Source organism: Kribbella sp., from assembly GCF_035655035.1.
Lineage (GTDB): Bacteria > Actinomycetota > Actinomycetes > Propionibacteriales > Kribbellaceae > Kribbella.
This window is the reverse complement of record NZ_DASRVN010000325.1, coordinates 1-14,864: the sequence shown is the minus strand read 5'-3', so window position 1 is coordinate 14,864 and position 14,864 is coordinate 1. Positions and strand designations below refer to the sequence as shown.

15 protein-coding genes and 1 riboswitch are annotated in these 14,864 nt (G+C 69.7%); of the genes, 4 read left to right on the top strand and 11 right to left on the bottom strand.

Going from position 1 to position 14,864, the window contains the following annotated elements:
- Positions 1-48: 48 nt before the first annotated feature.
- A complete protein-coding gene (locus tag VFF46_RS18400) occupies positions 49-735 on the top strand; it encodes a YdcF family protein (protein ID WP_325038369.1) in 687 nt (228 codons plus the stop codon).
- A 360-nt stretch (positions 736-1,095) separates the two neighbouring features.
- Here the strand turns inward: VFF46_RS18400 and ribH are convergent, their stop codons facing one another.
- The 5 genes from ribH to ribD are packed head-to-tail and all read right to left on the bottom strand — an operon-like array spanning position 1,096 to position 5,123.
- Complete coding sequence (gene ribH, locus VFF46_RS18395; protein ID WP_325038368.1) at positions 1,096-1,569, bottom strand: 6,7-dimethyl-8-ribityllumazine synthase; 474 nt, start codon at positions 1,567-1,569, stop codon at positions 1,096-1,098.
- On the bottom strand, positions 1,569-2,807 hold the full coding sequence (locus VFF46_RS18390) for a bifunctional 3,4-dihydroxy-2-butanone-4-phosphate synthase/GTP cyclohydrolase II (RefSeq protein WP_325038367.1): 1,239 nt from the start codon (positions 2,805-2,807) through the stop codon (positions 1,569-1,571). The genes ribH and VFF46_RS18390 overlap by 1 nt, the downstream gene beginning before the upstream one ends.
- 1 nt (position 2,808) lies before the next feature.
- Positions 2,809-3,483, bottom strand: coding sequence for a nicotinamide riboside transporter PnuC (gene pnuC, locus VFF46_RS18385; RefSeq protein ID WP_325038366.1), 675 nt, complete (start codon positions 3,481-3,483; stop codon positions 2,809-2,811).
- Entirely contained in the window at positions 3,480-4,112 is a 633-nt protein-coding gene (locus tag VFF46_RS18380) for a riboflavin synthase (protein WP_325038365.1), read from the bottom strand. The genes pnuC and VFF46_RS18380 overlap by 4 nt, the downstream gene beginning before the upstream one ends.
- Positions 4,113-5,123 (bottom strand): bifunctional diaminohydroxyphosphoribosylaminopyrimidine deaminase/5-amino-6-(5-phosphoribosylamino)uracil reductase RibD, encoded by a 1,011-nt coding sequence (gene ribD, locus VFF46_RS18375; protein ID WP_325038364.1) that lies wholly within the window; start codon positions 5,121-5,123, stop codon positions 4,113-4,115.
- Positions 5,124-5,362: 239 nt separating this feature from the next.
- Positions 5,363-5,493, bottom strand: a riboswitch (FMN riboswitch).
- A gap of 107 nt (positions 5,494-5,600) precedes the next feature.
- Between ribD and VFF46_RS18370 the strand changes: the two genes are divergently transcribed.
- On the top strand, positions 5,601-6,647 hold the full coding sequence (locus VFF46_RS18370) for a serine/threonine-protein kinase (RefSeq protein WP_325038363.1): 1,047 nt from the start codon (positions 5,601-5,603) through the stop codon (positions 6,645-6,647).
- 16 nt (positions 6,648-6,663) lie between these two features.
- Here VFF46_RS18370 and VFF46_RS18365 read toward each other — a convergent pair whose 3' ends face one another.
- From VFF46_RS18365 to VFF46_RS18345, 5 genes are all read right to left on the bottom strand, one after another.
- Positions 6,664-7,539 carry a polysaccharide deacetylase family protein gene (locus VFF46_RS18365; protein ID WP_325038362.1) on the bottom strand — a complete coding sequence of 292 codons (876 nt, stop codon included), beginning with the start codon at positions 7,537-7,539 and terminating at the stop codon, positions 6,664-6,666.
- On the bottom strand, positions 7,536-8,228 hold the full coding sequence (locus VFF46_RS18360) for a fumarylacetoacetate hydrolase family protein (protein ID WP_325038361.1): 693 nt from the start codon (positions 8,226-8,228) through the stop codon (positions 7,536-7,538). The genes VFF46_RS18365 and VFF46_RS18360 overlap by 4 nt, the downstream gene beginning before the upstream one ends.
- A 2-nt stretch (positions 8,229-8,230) precedes the next feature.
- Positions 8,231-9,487 carry an MFS transporter gene (locus tag VFF46_RS18355; protein ID WP_325038360.1) on the bottom strand — a complete coding sequence of 419 codons (1,257 nt, stop codon included), beginning with the start codon at positions 9,485-9,487 and terminating at the stop codon, positions 8,231-8,233.
- Between the two features lie 68 nt (positions 9,488-9,555).
- Entirely contained in the window at positions 9,556-10,887 is a 1,332-nt protein-coding gene (locus VFF46_RS18350; protein WP_325038359.1) for an amidohydrolase family protein, read from the bottom strand.
- Positions 10,877-11,641, bottom strand: a complete 765-nt coding sequence (locus VFF46_RS18345) for a sulfite exporter TauE/SafE family protein (protein WP_325038358.1) — start codon at positions 11,639-11,641, stop codon at positions 10,877-10,879. Before VFF46_RS18345 ends, VFF46_RS18350 begins: the two co-directional genes overlap by 11 nt.
- A 93-nt stretch (positions 11,642-11,734) precedes the next feature.
- Here VFF46_RS18345 and VFF46_RS18340 point away from each other — a divergent pair, with 93 nt between their 5' ends.
- Positions 11,735-12,394 (top strand): GntR family transcriptional regulator, encoded by a 660-nt coding sequence (locus tag VFF46_RS18340; protein ID WP_325038357.1) that lies wholly within the window; start codon positions 11,735-11,737, stop codon positions 12,392-12,394.
- A gap of 80 nt (positions 12,395-12,474) precedes the next feature.
- Here VFF46_RS18340 and VFF46_RS18335 read toward each other — a convergent pair whose 3' ends face one another.
- The gene (locus tag VFF46_RS18335) at positions 12,475-14,502 is read right to left on the bottom strand and encodes a vWA domain-containing protein (protein ID WP_325038356.1); all 2,028 of its coding nucleotides are present in this window, start codon (positions 14,500-14,502) and stop codon (positions 12,475-12,477) included.
- Positions 14,503-14,649: 147 nt separating this feature from the next.
- Between VFF46_RS18335 and VFF46_RS18330 the strand changes: the two genes are divergently transcribed.
- Positions 14,650-14,864, top strand: a 215-nt coding sequence (locus tag VFF46_RS18330) for a helix-turn-helix domain-containing protein (protein ID WP_414673072.1), incomplete at its 3' end; no start/stop codon positions are given.

The following is a 14,864-nucleotide window of genomic DNA, read 5'->3' as shown; positions in this document are numbered from 1 at the left end:
GACTGCTTGACTCGCTGATGACGACCGCAACCTACCGAGAGCGAAGTGATGGCTGACAACGAGACGGTGGATCGGCTCACCACGAGGCTGCGCGACGAGGACTTTGCCGACGCGAGGCTGATCTGGGACTACCACCAACTGGGCCACGAAATGCGTCGGGTGTCCGTCGGGATCGGCCTGGGAAGCCATGACGTCGGTGTGGCCACGTTCGCCGCCGGGCTCTACCAGCGCGGTCTGTATCCGCGACTGGTATTCACCGGGGCGAACAGCCAGACCACGGCCAAGCGATTTCCCCGCGGTGAGGCCGTTCACTACCGGGCTCACGCGATCGAGCTCGGCGTGCCCGCAGACGCAATCCTGGTTGAGCCGCGGGCCACCAACACGGGCCAGAACATCGCCTACACACGGGACCTGCTCAGCGATGCGATCGAGTCGGTGATGCTTATCTCGAAGCCGTACATGGAACGCCGCGCCTACGCCACCTGCCGGAAGGTGTGGCCGGAAGTCGACGTCGTCTGTGCGTCGGAGCCGATCGACTTCTCCGCCTATCTCTCCGAAATCGGCAGTCCGGCACTCGTCGTCGACATGCTGGTCGGCGATCTCCAACGTGTGATCGAGTACCCGGCGCTCGGATTCGCTGTGGAGCAAGGTGTTCCGGACGACGTCCTCGCTGCCTACCACCGTCTTGTCAACGCCGGGTTCACCAGTCGACTCATGGCTACGTCGGACAACTAGCCGCCCGAGGCATAGACCCTGGCACCACGCGGGACACCAGCTCGCCCCCGGCGGCACACCCGCCTGTTCCCACACCCCGGCAACCAGCTGTCCACCTCGAGCTTCGGTAAAGCAGTCGCGCCCGGCGGTGGACCACAGGACGCGGTCACCACCCGGCCTTTTACCCGCGGGCCTCCGCCAAGCAGTCACTCCGCGGGCGGCAGCCCGCAGCTCGCCCGCGCTAGCGGGCAACGGATGCTGCCGGCGCTAGCCGGAGGGTGGGTGGGAGCGCGCGGAGCAGACGCGTCTGAGGAGCAGCGCGACGAAGGTAGCGGCTGCGCAGCACGCGGGGCTGATTTACCCCAGTCGCGCGGGGGCTGGTTAGCTCAGTTGGCGGATGGCAGAGAGGGTGGAGAGGGCGGCTTGGGTTGCTTCGTAGCCTTTGTCTTCGCGGCTGTCGGGGAGGCCGGCCCGGTCCAGGGCCTGGGGGTCGTTGTCGCAGGTGAGGACGCCGAAACCGACGGGGACGCCGGTGGTGACGCCGACCTGCATGAGGCCGTCGGTGGTTGCCTGGCAGACGTACTCGAAGTGCGGGGTGTCGCCGCGGATCACCACTCCGAGGGCGACGACCGCGTCGTACCCGGACTTTGCCGCATGCAACGAGGCGACCGGTAGTTCGAAGGAGCCGGGGACGCGGACGACGGTGTGGTCGGTCACGCCGGAGTCCCGCAGGGCGCGGAGGGCGCCGGCGAGGAGGCCGTCGGTGACTTTCGGGTGCCATTGGGCGGCGACGACCGCGACCCGGGCGCCTTCGACGCGGGGGACCTCGATGGTGGGTGCTCCACTGCCCGACATCAGCCGGCTCCGTTCTCTTCGGTCAACAGGCCCTCGGGGAGATGATGGCCCATCCGGTCGCGTTTGGTGCGCAGGTACCGCAGGTTGTGTTCGGTCGGGTCGATGGAGATGCCGCGCCGCTCGACGACCTCGATGCCGTACCCCTGGACGCCCGCGAGCTTGTCGGGGTTGTTGGTCAGCAGCCGCACCGACTTCACGCCGAGGTCGGCGAGGATCTGCGCCCCGGTCCCGTAGTCGCGGGCGTCGGCCGGCAACCCGAGGTCCAGGTTCGCGTCGACGGTGTCCCGCCCGGCGTCCTGCAGCTCGTACGCCTGCAGCTTGTGCAGCAGCCCGATCCCCCGCCCCTCGTGCCCGCGGAGGTAAACGACGACGCCGCCCTCAGCAGCGACCTGCCGCAGCGCCTCGTCCAGCTGCGGCCCGCAGTCGCACCGCAGCGACCCGAAAACGTCCCCGGTCAAGCACTCCGAATGCAGCCGCACCAACGTCGGCCCGTCACCCAGGGGACCGCGGACGAGTGCGAGCTGCTCCGACCCGTCGACGATGTTCCGGTAGCCGTGGGCAACGAAATCGCCGTACTGCGTCGGCAGTGTCGTGGTCGCGACCCGCTGGATCTGCGATTCGGTACGCCGCCGGTACCGGATCAGGTCGTCGATCGACACCAGCACCAAGCCGTGCTCGTCCGCGAACGCGCGCAGGTCCTGCCCGCGCTTCATCGTGCCGTCGTCGTTCACCAGCTCCGAGATCACCGCCGCCGGGGTCAGTCCGGCAAGACGGGCCAGGTCGATCGACGCCTCGGTGTGCCCGGGTCGCACGAGTACGCCGCCGTCGCGCCCGCGCAAGGGGAACACGTGCCCCGGCTGCACCAGGTCGTACGACTCCGACGCCGAATCCGTGAGTACCCGAATCGTCCGCGCCCGGTCCGCCGCCGAGATGCCGGTGCTGATCCCGTCCCGCGCGTCGACGGAGATCGTGTACGCCGTCCGCATCCGCTCGCGGTTGTGCGGCGTCATCAACGGGATCCCGAGCCGGTCCAGCTCAGCGCCCTCCATCGGCACGCACACCACCCCGGAGCTGTACCGGATCAGGAACGCCAGCAGCTCGGGCGTCGCCTTGGACGCGGCGAAGATCAGGTCGCCCTCGTTCTCCCGGTCCTCGTCGTCGACCACGATCACCGGTCGGCCCGCCCGGATCTCCTCGATCGCGTGCTCGATCGTGTCGAGCTTCAGCACGGTTCCCATCTCAGCCCACCACCACAGCTTCGGGGGTTGCGGCCCGCTCGCGGTTCTGGATCTTCCACCACGACGCGAACCCGAGTACGCAGAACAGCCCGTACACGACGTACATCGTCGCCGACGGGTAGAACTTCGCCTGCACCAGCAGCGGTACGCCGACCACGTCGACGGCCACCCAGATCAGCCAGAACTCGACGAACCCGCGCGCCATCCCGTACGTCGCCAGGATCGATCCGGTGAGGATCCACGCGTCCCACTGCGGGCCCCACGAGCCGAGCGCCTTCAGTACGAAGTACGCGATCGCATACACGACGACGCCGATCCCGAGCAGCTCGAGCCGCTCGCGGGTGGTCGCCCAGCGGGGCTGCACCGCCTGCGCGGCGCCGTGGTGACGGGACTGGTACCACCGGTACCACCCGTACAGGCTGATGATCGCGAAGAACACCTGCCGGCCGGCCTGGCCCCAGAGGTCCTTGTCCTGCGGGGTGTCGAAGATGCCGCCGATGAACACCGTGAACAGCAGTACGTTGCCGACGATGCCGACCGGCCACGCGGCGACCAGCCGGCGCATCCCGAACAGCGCACTGGCCAGGCCGAACACGTTGCCGACGATCTCCCGGACCAGCACCGGCGAGCCGGCGATCGTGACCTGCGAGGTCAGCAGCCAGTTGATCGGGTTCACTTGTTGCCTCCAGCAACAGAAGAGGGATTGCCGCCCGCGGTGAGCAGGCGCTCGACGTACTTCGCGATCACGTCGACCTCGAGGTTCACCGTGTCGCCGACCTTGTTCACGCCGAGCACGGTCAGCTCGAGCGTCGTCGGGATCAGGCTGACACCGAACGTCCCGCTCGCGTCGTCCACATCGGTGACCGTCAGCGACACGCCGTCGATCGCGATCGAGCCCTTCTCGGCGACGTACTTCAGGATCTCCGGCGAGGTCGCGATCCGGACGTCCTCCCAGCGCTCACCGGGCGTCCGCGACGCGATCGTGCCGGTACCGTCGACGTGCCCCTGGACGATGTGCCCGCCGAGCCGCTCGTGCGCGGCGACCGCCCGCTCCAGGTTGACCGGCGAACCCTTCTCCAGGCCGCCGAGGCCGGTGCGCTGCAGCGTCTCGCGCATCACGTCCGCGGTGAACACGCCGCCGCCGTAGTCGACGACCGTCAGGCAGCAGCCGTTGACCGCGATCGAGGCGCCGTGCGCGGCGTCCTCGGTCACCCGCGGCCCGCGGATGGTGACCCTGGCCGCGTCGCCCTCGAGCAGCTCCAGGGACTCGACCGTGCCGAGTTCTTCGATGATGCCGGTGAACATCTACTTTCCTCCCAGAGGGACCAGGGTCAGCCGGACGTCGTCGCCGAGGCGGGTGACGTCCGCTAGGTTGAACCGCCGCAGGTGGTCGATCGATTCCGCGCCGAGATCGCCGACCGCGGCGTACCCCGAACCGAGCACGGCCGGAGCGACGTACGCGACGATCCGGTCGACCAGGCCGGCGCGCAGGAACGCGGCGGCCAGCGTCGGGCCGCCCTCCAGCCAGAGATGCCGGATCTGCCGGTCGTCAAGCTGCCGGAGCACCTCGGCGGGATCGTGGGTCGGCAGCAGCAAGGTCTCCGCGCGGTCGTTGCGGACCCGTGCGGTCGCCGGGATCTCCCGATCGCCGACAACCACCCGCAACGGCTGCCGCGCAGCGGGTACGTCGTTCTCGTCCCGGACCGTCAGCTCCGGGTCGTCGGCCAGTACCGTCTGGGTGCCGACGGCGATCGCGTCACATTCGGCCCGCAGCCGGTGTACGTCGGCGCGGGCGAGCGGGCCGGTGATCCACTTGCTGCTCCGGTCCGGCGCCGCGGACCGCCCGTCGAGTGTGGTCGCGAACTTCCAGGTGACGAACGGCCGCCCGACCCGGACACTGTGCAGCCACACGTGGTTGACCGCCTCGGCCTCGGACCGCAGTACGCCCTCGACGACGTCGATGTTCTTGCTGCGCAGCTTGTCCGCGCCGCCGGCCGCCGTACGGTTCGGATCCGGTACGGCGTACACCACGCGCGCGACGCCCGCCTCGACCAGCGCGTCCGCGCACGGGCCGGTGCGGCCGGTGTGGTTGCAGGGCTCCAGCGTCACGTACGCCGTACCGCCGCGAGCCCGGGCACCCGCCATCCGGAGCGCCTCGACCTCGGCATGCGGGCCGCCGGCAACGGCATGGAATCCCTCGCCGGCCGGATGCCCGTCGCTCGCGGTGATCACACAACCCACGACCGGGTTCGGATGCGTGCTGCCGGTGCCGCGCGCGGCCAGCTCGACGGCACGCCGCATCCACGCGACATCCATCGGCGACACGTCGTTCACTACTCGGGCCCCTCGTCGTCACGGACGCACTCCGGGGCCTCGCTCGGCACCTCTGCTCCGTCGCCGTCGCCGGTACCTGTTGGGACCTGATCCGCCGGTCCCGCTGGTTCCGCCGCGTCCTTCGGCACCGAACTCCCGTCCGTTGCCGCTCTCGCCGCCGCGTCCCGCAGGCCTCACAGCCCACGCTCCGCGCCGCCGGGCGCCGGAGCAAACCCGCCGACCGCGTGCGCCTCCCATCCGGACTTTCACCGTCGGTCCCGGAATTCCACCAGGTCAACCGATCCTTCTTGCGAAGTCACGGGTCGCGGACTGTCACCGCCGGCTCGGAATTACACCGACCCCGGAGCACGCGAGTGGGTTCCACTCGTGCCTCAAGTATGCCCCCTCCCCCAACCCCCGCCACGACCCAGGTCACATCGTGGTCCCGGGCGGGTCCGGCGACCCTGTACCTTCGTGCCGGTGGAGGCGTTTGCGGGACGGTACCGGCTGATCGACCTGATCGGAACCGGCGGTATGGGTTCGGTCTGGCGCGCCTGGGACCTCCGCCGCTCCGCGTACGTGGCGGCCAAGGTCCTCGGCCAGCACGACGCCGGGACGCTGCTGCGCTTCGTCCGCGAACAGTCCGTCCGGATCGAGCACCCGCACGTCATCGCGCCGCACGGCTGGGCCGCCGACGACGACAAGGTGGTGTTCGCGATGGACCTCGTCCGAGGCGGTTCCGTCGCGACCCTGCTCGGTGACCACGGTCCCCTGCCGCCGTCGTACGTGGCCGTCCTCGTGGACCAGCTGCTCCAGGCTCTCGTCGCGGTCCACGCCGCCGGCGTCGTACACCGCGACCTGAAGCCGGCAAACCTGCTCCTGAACGTCACCGGCACCGCCAGGCCGCACCTCCGGCTGTCCGACTTCGGCGTCGCCGGACTGGTCGACGAGCCCCGGATGACCCGGCACAGCGCCGTTCTCGGTACGCCGGGATACCTCGCTCCCGAACAGCTCTCCGGAGCCGACCCCGACCCACGTCAAGACATCTATGCCGTCGGCACGGTCGCCTTCGAACTCCTCACCGGCACCCGCCCGGGGCCATCCGCTACCTCTGACTTGCCGGCAGCCGACGCCGGAGTGCTGGCCGGCTTCATCCGCCAGTGCACGGCGCACGACCCGTCGGACCGGCCGGACTCCGCACGTACCGCCGCCCGCCTGCTGGCCGAGACTGGGGTCCTCCCACCTGCCGGCCAGGCCCCCTGGTCCAACCGCCCGGACTCCCCCGAGGTCTTCGACCAGCTCCCGCTGCTCCCACCCAACTGGACCCCCACCGGCCCTGCGGCGACCGAAGACCCCAAAAGCACACCTACAGCCGCGGCCGAGCCAACGAATGCAGGGCCGAGCAGTGCAGGGCCGGCAACAGCCACGCGCGGCGGGAATCGCGCACTGGTATGGATCGCGGGAGCGAGCTTCCTGGGCGCCACCGGCCTCATCGGCAGCGCCGTCTGGCTCCTGCTGCGCGCCTGACCCCCCCCGCACCGGGTCAGGCGTCCTGAGAGGTCCGCCGGTGCCAGTCCAGGATCTCCGCACCGGTCATGAAGACGGACCGCTCGTCTGCGCGGATGTGGGCGAGTGCCTGATCGAAGTACGTCAGCCGATGCGGCGCGGCCATGATGTACGGGTGGACGACCAGCGCCATCACCCGGGCCGAATCCTCCGCGTCCGCGGCGAGCTGTTCGAACTGGTCGGTCGCCCGCTGCAGGTACTCGCGCGCCGGGTGATGCTGGATCAGCATCATCGCGACGTCGTTGCACTCCTGGGTGTAGGGGATGTTGACGATCGGGCGGGTCCGCGTCCGGAGCTCGACCGGCTGATCGTCGAGGACCCAGTCGCACACGTAGTCGTAGCCTTCCTCGGCGAGCAGGTCCGGGGTCTCCCAGGTCTCGGTCAGTCCCGGTCCGAGCCAGCCGCGCGGCGCCTTGCCGGTGGCGGTCCGGATCGCGTCCGTCGTACGCCGGATGTCGTCCTGCTCGTCCGGCACCTTCTGCATGTTCTTCTGCCCGTACCCGTGCCCGATGAACTCCCAGTTCCGCTCGATCGCAGCCTTCGTGATCTCGGCGTACGTCGTCACCGCCTTGCCGTTGATCGCCAGCGCCACCGGGATACCGTGCTTGTCGAGCGTCTTCAGCAACCGCCAGAACCCGACCCGGTTGCCGTACTCGTGCCAGCACCAGTTCGGCACGTCGGGCGTCGGCACGCCGCCGGCCGGCGGGGTCAGCACCGTCCGCGGCATCGGCTCGTCATCGGTCCACTCCTCGATGTTGACGATCACCCAGACGGCCACCTTCCTGCCGTCCGGCAGCTGCCGCGGCGCCCGGTCGTCGATCGCGCTGTAGTCGAGGCGTTCACTCGGTCTCATAACTGCTCCTGAATGGTGATGGTCAGCGACGGAAGCCCGGTGATCCGTACGGTCACGCAGTCACCGGGGTGGATCGCGGCGACGCCGGCCGGGGTGCCGGTGAAGATCAGGTCGCCGGGCTCGAGGGTGTACAGGTCGCTCAGCCGGGCGACGATCTCCGGGACCGACCAGATCATCAGGTCGAGCCGGGTGCGCTGACGGACGTCGCCGTTGACGTCCAGGACGAGCGTCCCGGCGTCCAGACCGGAACTGCGCTCGCGCGGCAGAATCGGCCCGCACGGCGCCGAGCCGTCGAAGGACTTGCCGGGCTCCCAGGGACGGGCCTGGGCCACCGAGACCTTCTGCAGGTCGCGGCGGGTGAGGTCGATCCCGGCCGCGTACCCGAAGATCGCCTTCGGGGAGTCCTCCGGCCGGATGTCGCGGCAGCGGGCACCGATCGCGACCACGAGCTCGCCCTCGAACTGGAAGTCGCCGGTCGCCTGCGGGTAGGCGACCTTCGCGCCGTCCGGCACGACCGCGTCGGCCGGCTTCTGGAAGAAGAACGGGTCGTCGCGTTCGTCGCCCTCGCGCATCTCCCGGATGTGGTCGACGTAGTTGCGTCCAACGCAATAGATCCGGCGGACCGGAAACCCTTCCCGCGAGCCGGCGATCGGGACCAGTGGCGGGGACACGGGCCAGAGCGCGTGCATTGTCACTCCTCGGTGTGGTTGACGGGGGCAAGCCTGCTGAACTGCGCGTCGCGCAGCGTCAGGGCCAGCAGACAGGACAGAACGGAGAGGCCGGTGATCTGGATCAGGCCGGCGGCGCTCCAGCCGGCGACGCCGACGACCAGGCTGAAGACGAGCCCGGCGAAACCGGCGGCGACGTAGATACAGCTGGTGAACAGGCCCGAGGCCCGCGAGGAGTGTGCTTCGGCCATGCTCTTGACCAAGGACGAGGCCAGGCCGACGTACACCCCCGAGCTCGCCACCAGCCCGAACAGGAACGACCAGGTCGCCTGCCAGCCGACATCGGCCGGGCCGGCGAACAGCGCCGTACCGCAGACCGCCTGGGCGATGCTCAGGGCGCCGATCGCGATCCGCGGGGTCAGCCGGTCGACCAGCCAGCCACCCAACGGTGACGCGAACGCCGCGATTCCGGACAGCCCGACCACGAACGCCGCCTGTTCCTGGGTGAACCCGAGGTGGTCGATCGTGAAGCTGGCGTACATCCCGATGTAGCCGAAGTCGATCAGCCCGAACAGGACGGTGATCGCCGCCAGGACGAGCGGGTTGTGGCTGCGGAAGCTGGTGGCGCCGCCGAGGTGGTGCACGGCCTCGCGCTCGGTCGCGGGTACGGACGTCCGTTCGGTGAAGGCCGGGCGGACAGCGATCAGGACCAGCAGCGCGGCGACGATGCCGATCAGGCCGAAGGCGATCATCGGTGCCCGCCAGCTGTCGAAGGACCGGTGCAACGCCACACCGAGATTCGGGCCGACCAGCGAACCGGTGCCGAAGGCAACGTTCACCGACCCGATCGCGATCCCCCGGTGCCGGGGGAACGCATGGGACGAGACCGTCAGGATCGCGACCAGCTGCAGCGCCTCGCCGACGCCGGACAGTACCCGCCAGGCGACCATGTCCCAGAACCCGAAACTCGCCACCGTCAGCATCGTCGCGACGGAGAACACCAGCGTGCCCAGGACCAGCACGTTCTTGCGGCTCACCCGCCGCAACGCGATCCCGGCCGGGACGCCCGTGATCCCCATCCCGAGCGCGAACAGCGTCGACTGCAGCCCGGCCGCGGCCAGGCCGAACCCGTACTCTGCCCGGACCTCGCCGAGCAGCACCGGGAAGACCATCCGGTCCATCGCGTTCACCGAGTACGCGATCAGGATCAGCAGGAACATGAGCACAGCAGCAGACCCGCTGATCGACCGCGGGACCCGGACCGCTCCGGTGCCCGGCACCGGCGGTCTGCCGGACGCTCTCGTTTCTTCGTGGCTCATCATCGTTGTTCGCCTTCTTTCCGGTGTGGTCAGTCGTCCCAGGTACCGGCATCCCGAGCGCGCCGGAGCAGGTCGTCTCGTCGCTGGTTCACGGACTCGATCGCGTGCCGCGCCGAAGGCTGCACCAGGTGGCCGTCGCGCAGCAGCACCCGGCCGTCGCACACGACCGTGCCGATCGCCGCCGACGTGCCGTGGTAGATCAGGCCGTCGGTCACGTCGCCGCTCGGGAGCATCGACGTGTGGGTGCGGTCCAGCAGCATCAGATCGGCCCGTTTGCCGGGCTTCAGGGAGCCGGTGACCTCGTCGATCCCGAGGTCACGGGCGGCGCGGATGGTCGCCATCTCCAGAGCGATCCGCGGCGTCAACGTGGTGCGTCCGGTCCGCGCGTACTCGGTGCAGACCAGGGCCCGCAGCGTCGCCAGGATGTCGGCGTTGGCCGGCATCGCCAGCGTGTCGATCGAGAGCGAGGTCAGTACGCCGGCCTCCAGGAACTCGGTCACCCGGGGGAACCCCATCGTGCGCATCTCCGACAACGGGCTGACCGAGATCTTCGTACCGGTCCGGGCGACCGCGGCGACGTCCTCAGGCGAGGCATGTACCGCGTGGACGATCTGTACGTCCGGCCCGAGCAGCCCTTCCCGGTCCAGCCGCGTCAGACCGCAGGACCGGCAGCCCGCTTCGCGCAGGCAGCGATCACAGTGCATCGTGATCGGCAGTTCACGGTCGCGTACCGCCTGCCATTCGCGCTGCGCGAGCTCGGTGGAGGTGCGGTACGGGCCACGCAACGCGACACCGAAGTGGATGCGCTCGTCCAGACGTTCGCTCGGCCATAGCGAGCGCGCCGCGTCGAGACCGTCGAGGTCCATCGCCTCGGTGGCCGGTGCGGAGTCGCGTGGCCCGTACGAGAACCGGCCGCGCAGCCCCGAGTCGAGTTGCGCCTGCAGATTCGCGTCGACGTCCTCGGACCCGCGGACGTTGTGGTCCCAGTTGTGCACCGTGGTGATGCCGTTCTGCACGGCCTCGGCCAGAGCGAACCGGGCCGACCAGTAGAAGTCGTCGGCCTCCAGGTGCGGGGCGAGACCACGCTTGACGGAGAAGTAGTCCCGGCCGGCGGCGTCGCCGACCGTGCCGCGAAGCAGCGAGTTCCACAGATGCCAATGCGTGTCCACGAAGCCCGGCAGCGCGACGCTCGTGGCCGCGTCGACGACCCGGACACGGTCGCCGGTGGCGGTCAGGCCGGGTTCGACGGCCTCGATGACGCCGTCACGGATCAGGATGTCCGCGACGCCGTCCGGCACGTCCGGGTCGAGCGAAAGCACGTAGGCGTTCCGCAGCAGCAGGTCCGTACGTTCAGGAAGCATGATCCACCAACAGGACGAGAGAGATGGCAAGTCCGAAGGCCACGACCGACCATCGGAGTACTGCGACCGGGATCCGGCGCCCGAGCCGGGCGCCCAGCCAGCCGCCGAACAGACCGGCACCGGCCATGATTGTTGCTGCCGGCCACGAAACGGTCGCGAAGATCACGAAACAGCCGAGCGAGACCGCGCTGGTGATCGCCGAGAGCGCACCTTTGAGCGCGTTCAGGCGCTGCAGTTGCTCGTCCAGAGCGATACCGAGCACGCCGAGCATCATGATTCCGAGGCCCGCGTTGAAATACCCGCCGTACGTTGCCACACCCAACTGGCCCAGGGTTGCCCACCGCAGGCGTTCGCTCCGGGGCGTCCGAGCCCGGTCAGCCCGTGACCGGACCAGCAACGGTTGCACGGCGAGCAGCAAGGTCGAGCCCAGGACGAGCCACGGGACCGCAGCCACGAAGGCACGCTCACTCCCCAGCAGGAGCAGTGCCGAGCCGCCGATCGCCCCCAGCGCGGTGACCGCGCCCAGCATCAGGATCCGGCGGCCCTGTCCGGCGAGCTCACGCCGATAGCCCCAGACACCGCCGAGATAGCCCGGGAACGCCGCCACCGTGTTGGTGACGTTGGCCACCACCGGCGGATAGCCGAGCAGCAGCAACGCCGGGAACGTGACCAGCGATCCGCCGCCCGCGATCGCGTTGATCGCGCCCGCGCCGGTCCCCGCCACCGCCAGTAGCAGCGTCGAACTCCAGTCCATCTGAGCACCTCCGTCGGTCAACGTACATATTGCATGCAGTGAATGCAATAGCTAGTAATGCATACGCTGCATACACGTCTGTATGCTGTCCGCATGGGAACTGACCAAGGAACCGCGGGGTCGACCCGCTCGGTGTACGACGCGGTTTGGGCACGATTCCTCGACGGCACGTACTCCTCCGGGGACCGGCTCCCGGAGGCCGCGCTCGCCGACGAGCTGGGGGTCAGCCGGACCCCGGTCCGCGAGGCCCTCGGCCGGATGCTCGCCGAAGGCCTGGTCGCACCCGCCGCCCGGGGCGTGGTGGTGGCCGGACTGGACCACGACGCGATGCTGCGGTTGTTCGACTTCCGGCGCGATCTCGAGGGGTACGCCGCGGAACTCACCGCGAGCCGGGCGCGGGACGGCCTGATCGCACCGGTGTGGTTCCAGGGCCTGAAGGACACCGCCGCCGAATTCGCCGTGGCCGTCGACCAGAGCGACGCCACCGCCGCCACCCGGTCGAACATGCAGTTCCACGAGCTGATCGTCGAGGCCAGCGACAACGAGTTCCTCGCCGACGCCCACCGCCGCGCCATCGCCCGGCTCGCTGTCTCCACCGCGCTCAACCTGGAGGACCCGACTTGGGCCCACCAGGCCGCCGAGCAACACGACCGGATCGCCACCGCGATCACCACCGGCGACGTCAGCACCGCCCGGGCCCTCTCCGAGTCCCACATCCGCGACGCCACCCAGATCTTCAGCAAGACCAACTGACGGCGTCGCTCCGCAGCGCTCGGGGTGGGCACATGGAAGAGCCCGGGACACCGTGGCGTCCCGGACTCTGAGGCTGGTCGTCAGCGTGGCGGCCGGGGGCCGTTCTGGTTGGGGTAGTTGGTGGGCGGCTGCCAGTTCTGCGGGCCGGATTCGGTGGTCGGGTTTCTGCGGAGGCGGAGAACGATGAAGGCCCCGACCAGCAGCAGCACCGCACCGCCGCCGCCCAGCCCTGCGACCAGGGCGATCGGTGTGCCGTCGTCGTTGTCATCCGCGCGGCCCTGCACCGGGGCACCGGCCTCGGTTTTGTTGCCGGAGTCGTTGGGGTCGGCCGGCTCTGAGGCGGTGGTGCTGGGCGTCGCGCTCGGGGTCGGTGTCGCGGACTCGCCGGAGACCGGTGTCGCGTCGTTGACGTACTCCGGTTTGCCGGTGCCGGCCGCGCCGACCGGGGCGACGGTGAGGTTCAGCGGGATCGTGAACGCCTTGTCGTTGGTCTTCCGGGTCAGCGACACCGCGACGTAGTACTCGCCGGGCGCCGACGTACCGGTGTCCTGGTTGTTGGCGCCGTTGCGGTTCAGGTACCGGACTTCCTTCGTCGTGACCGCCTTGACCAGGCCGCGCTTGGTCAGCACACCGCGCTTGTACCCGCCTCCCGGCACGTTCTTCGCGAACACCGCGTACACGTCCTCACCGATCGGCGAGATCACCGCGGTGTCGAGGTACCGGATGCCGTCGAGCGCCTCGGCGGTGGCGCCGGCCATCTCCGGAACGGTCGCCTGCACCTGCAGCCGCTGGCCCCAGTCGAGCTTCACCTTGTACAGCTGGAGCTCGCCCGGCATCAGGGTCGTCTTGTACGTCCCCGGCTGCAGCAGCGGGGCGTCCGGGAAGCTCGAACCGGGAACGATCTCGCGCGGCGTCGACCCCTTCATCGTGACCCAGACCGGGTCGTCGGCCGCCGCCGGGAGGCTGGTGGTCGAGTCGACCGGCGGCTCTTCGTCGATCCGCAGCTCGTACGGCACGCCCTTGAGCTCGCGGAAGTCCTTGCCCGGGTTGACCGTGAGCACCATCTGCTCGGACTCCGAGCACGGACCGCTCTTCGTGTCGTACTTCGACCAGCTCGAGGCCGTCCCGGTCGCGAGGCCCTGGTCGCCGTCGAAGCTGCGCGGATAGCTCCAGCCGCAGCGCTCGCCGTCGGTCGTGTTCAGCCGCACCTCAGTCTGGATCACCAGGCTGCCGCCCGACGGACGCCGGAAGCTGACCCCGGCGCGCAGCGTCGAGCCCTTGATGGTCCGCTTGATCAGGTAGTGCTTCGAGGTGTCGTCGACCCCGAACGTGTCGGAGTAGTGGCCCGGGGCAAGCACCGGAGCGCCCTCCTGCTGCGGCGCCCCGTGGACCGGCGTGCCGGAGATCCGGAACGGGCGGAAGGCCCGCGTGGACAGCCTGCCGAGCCCCGCCTCCAGGTCGATCGTCGAGTCGGCGTCGTAGTAGTCGCCGCGTCCCTCGCGGGCCACGCACTGCAGCTGGCTGCGGGCCTTGCCGCCGACCCGGAACCCGACGACGTCGATCTTCAGGTCGATGCCCTGCTTGGCGATCGACTGCGCGACCACACAGGGGTCCGGCGCGCAGGTGGCCTCGCCGTCGGACACCAGCACGATCGTGCGCTGCCCGGTCGGGCCGAGATCGTTCGCGGCCTGCTGGAGCGCGTAGCCGATCGGGGTCTCGCCGTACGGCTGGTACTTCGCGATCGCCGCCTGGAGCTGTGGCCGGTTGCCGGCCCCGATCGGGACGGTCAGCTGGGTGTCGGTGCACGCGCCCGGCTGGCTGCGCTTGAACACGGTGGCGCCGTACACCCGGAGACCGACCTGGGCGTCCGCCGGCAGCTTGCTCACCACCTGGGTGAGCGCGGTCCGGGCCGCGGCGATCTTGGTGGTGCCGTCGCCGGCCGGCTCCTTCATCGAGCCGGACGAGTCCAGCACGAGCACGAGCTTGCCGCTGTCGGGAGCAGGGTCGGCCTGCGCCGCCGGTGCCGCCAGACCGGCGAGCAGCGCGGTCAGTGTGATGGCGAGAAGCGCCAGCACCGCCGGGCGGCGGTGTCCGTGGTGAGTCGTCATCGTTTCCTCCGGGGTCGGATTCGCTGCCGCAAACTCTCTCAGTTTGCAATTGCAAATGTCAAGCCAATTTCTACTGGCAAATGGCGTTCGCAAGTGCGAAGATCTTTGCAGCTGCCAACGGATGGAGCCGGGCGAAGGAGCACGAGGATGGAACAGAGCAGGCAGAACCTGCAGCAACAGATCGAGCTGTACGGCGAGCCGCTGGGCGAGGTCGTACGGCGGGTCACCCAGGCGCTCGGCCTGACCCAGGGCGGACTCGCCCAGGTGATCGGGCTGTCCGCGCCGATGCTCTCCCAGCTGGTCAGCGCCCAGCGGGTGAAGATCGGCAATCCGGCGGTGGTGTCCCGGCTGCGCGCCGTCTC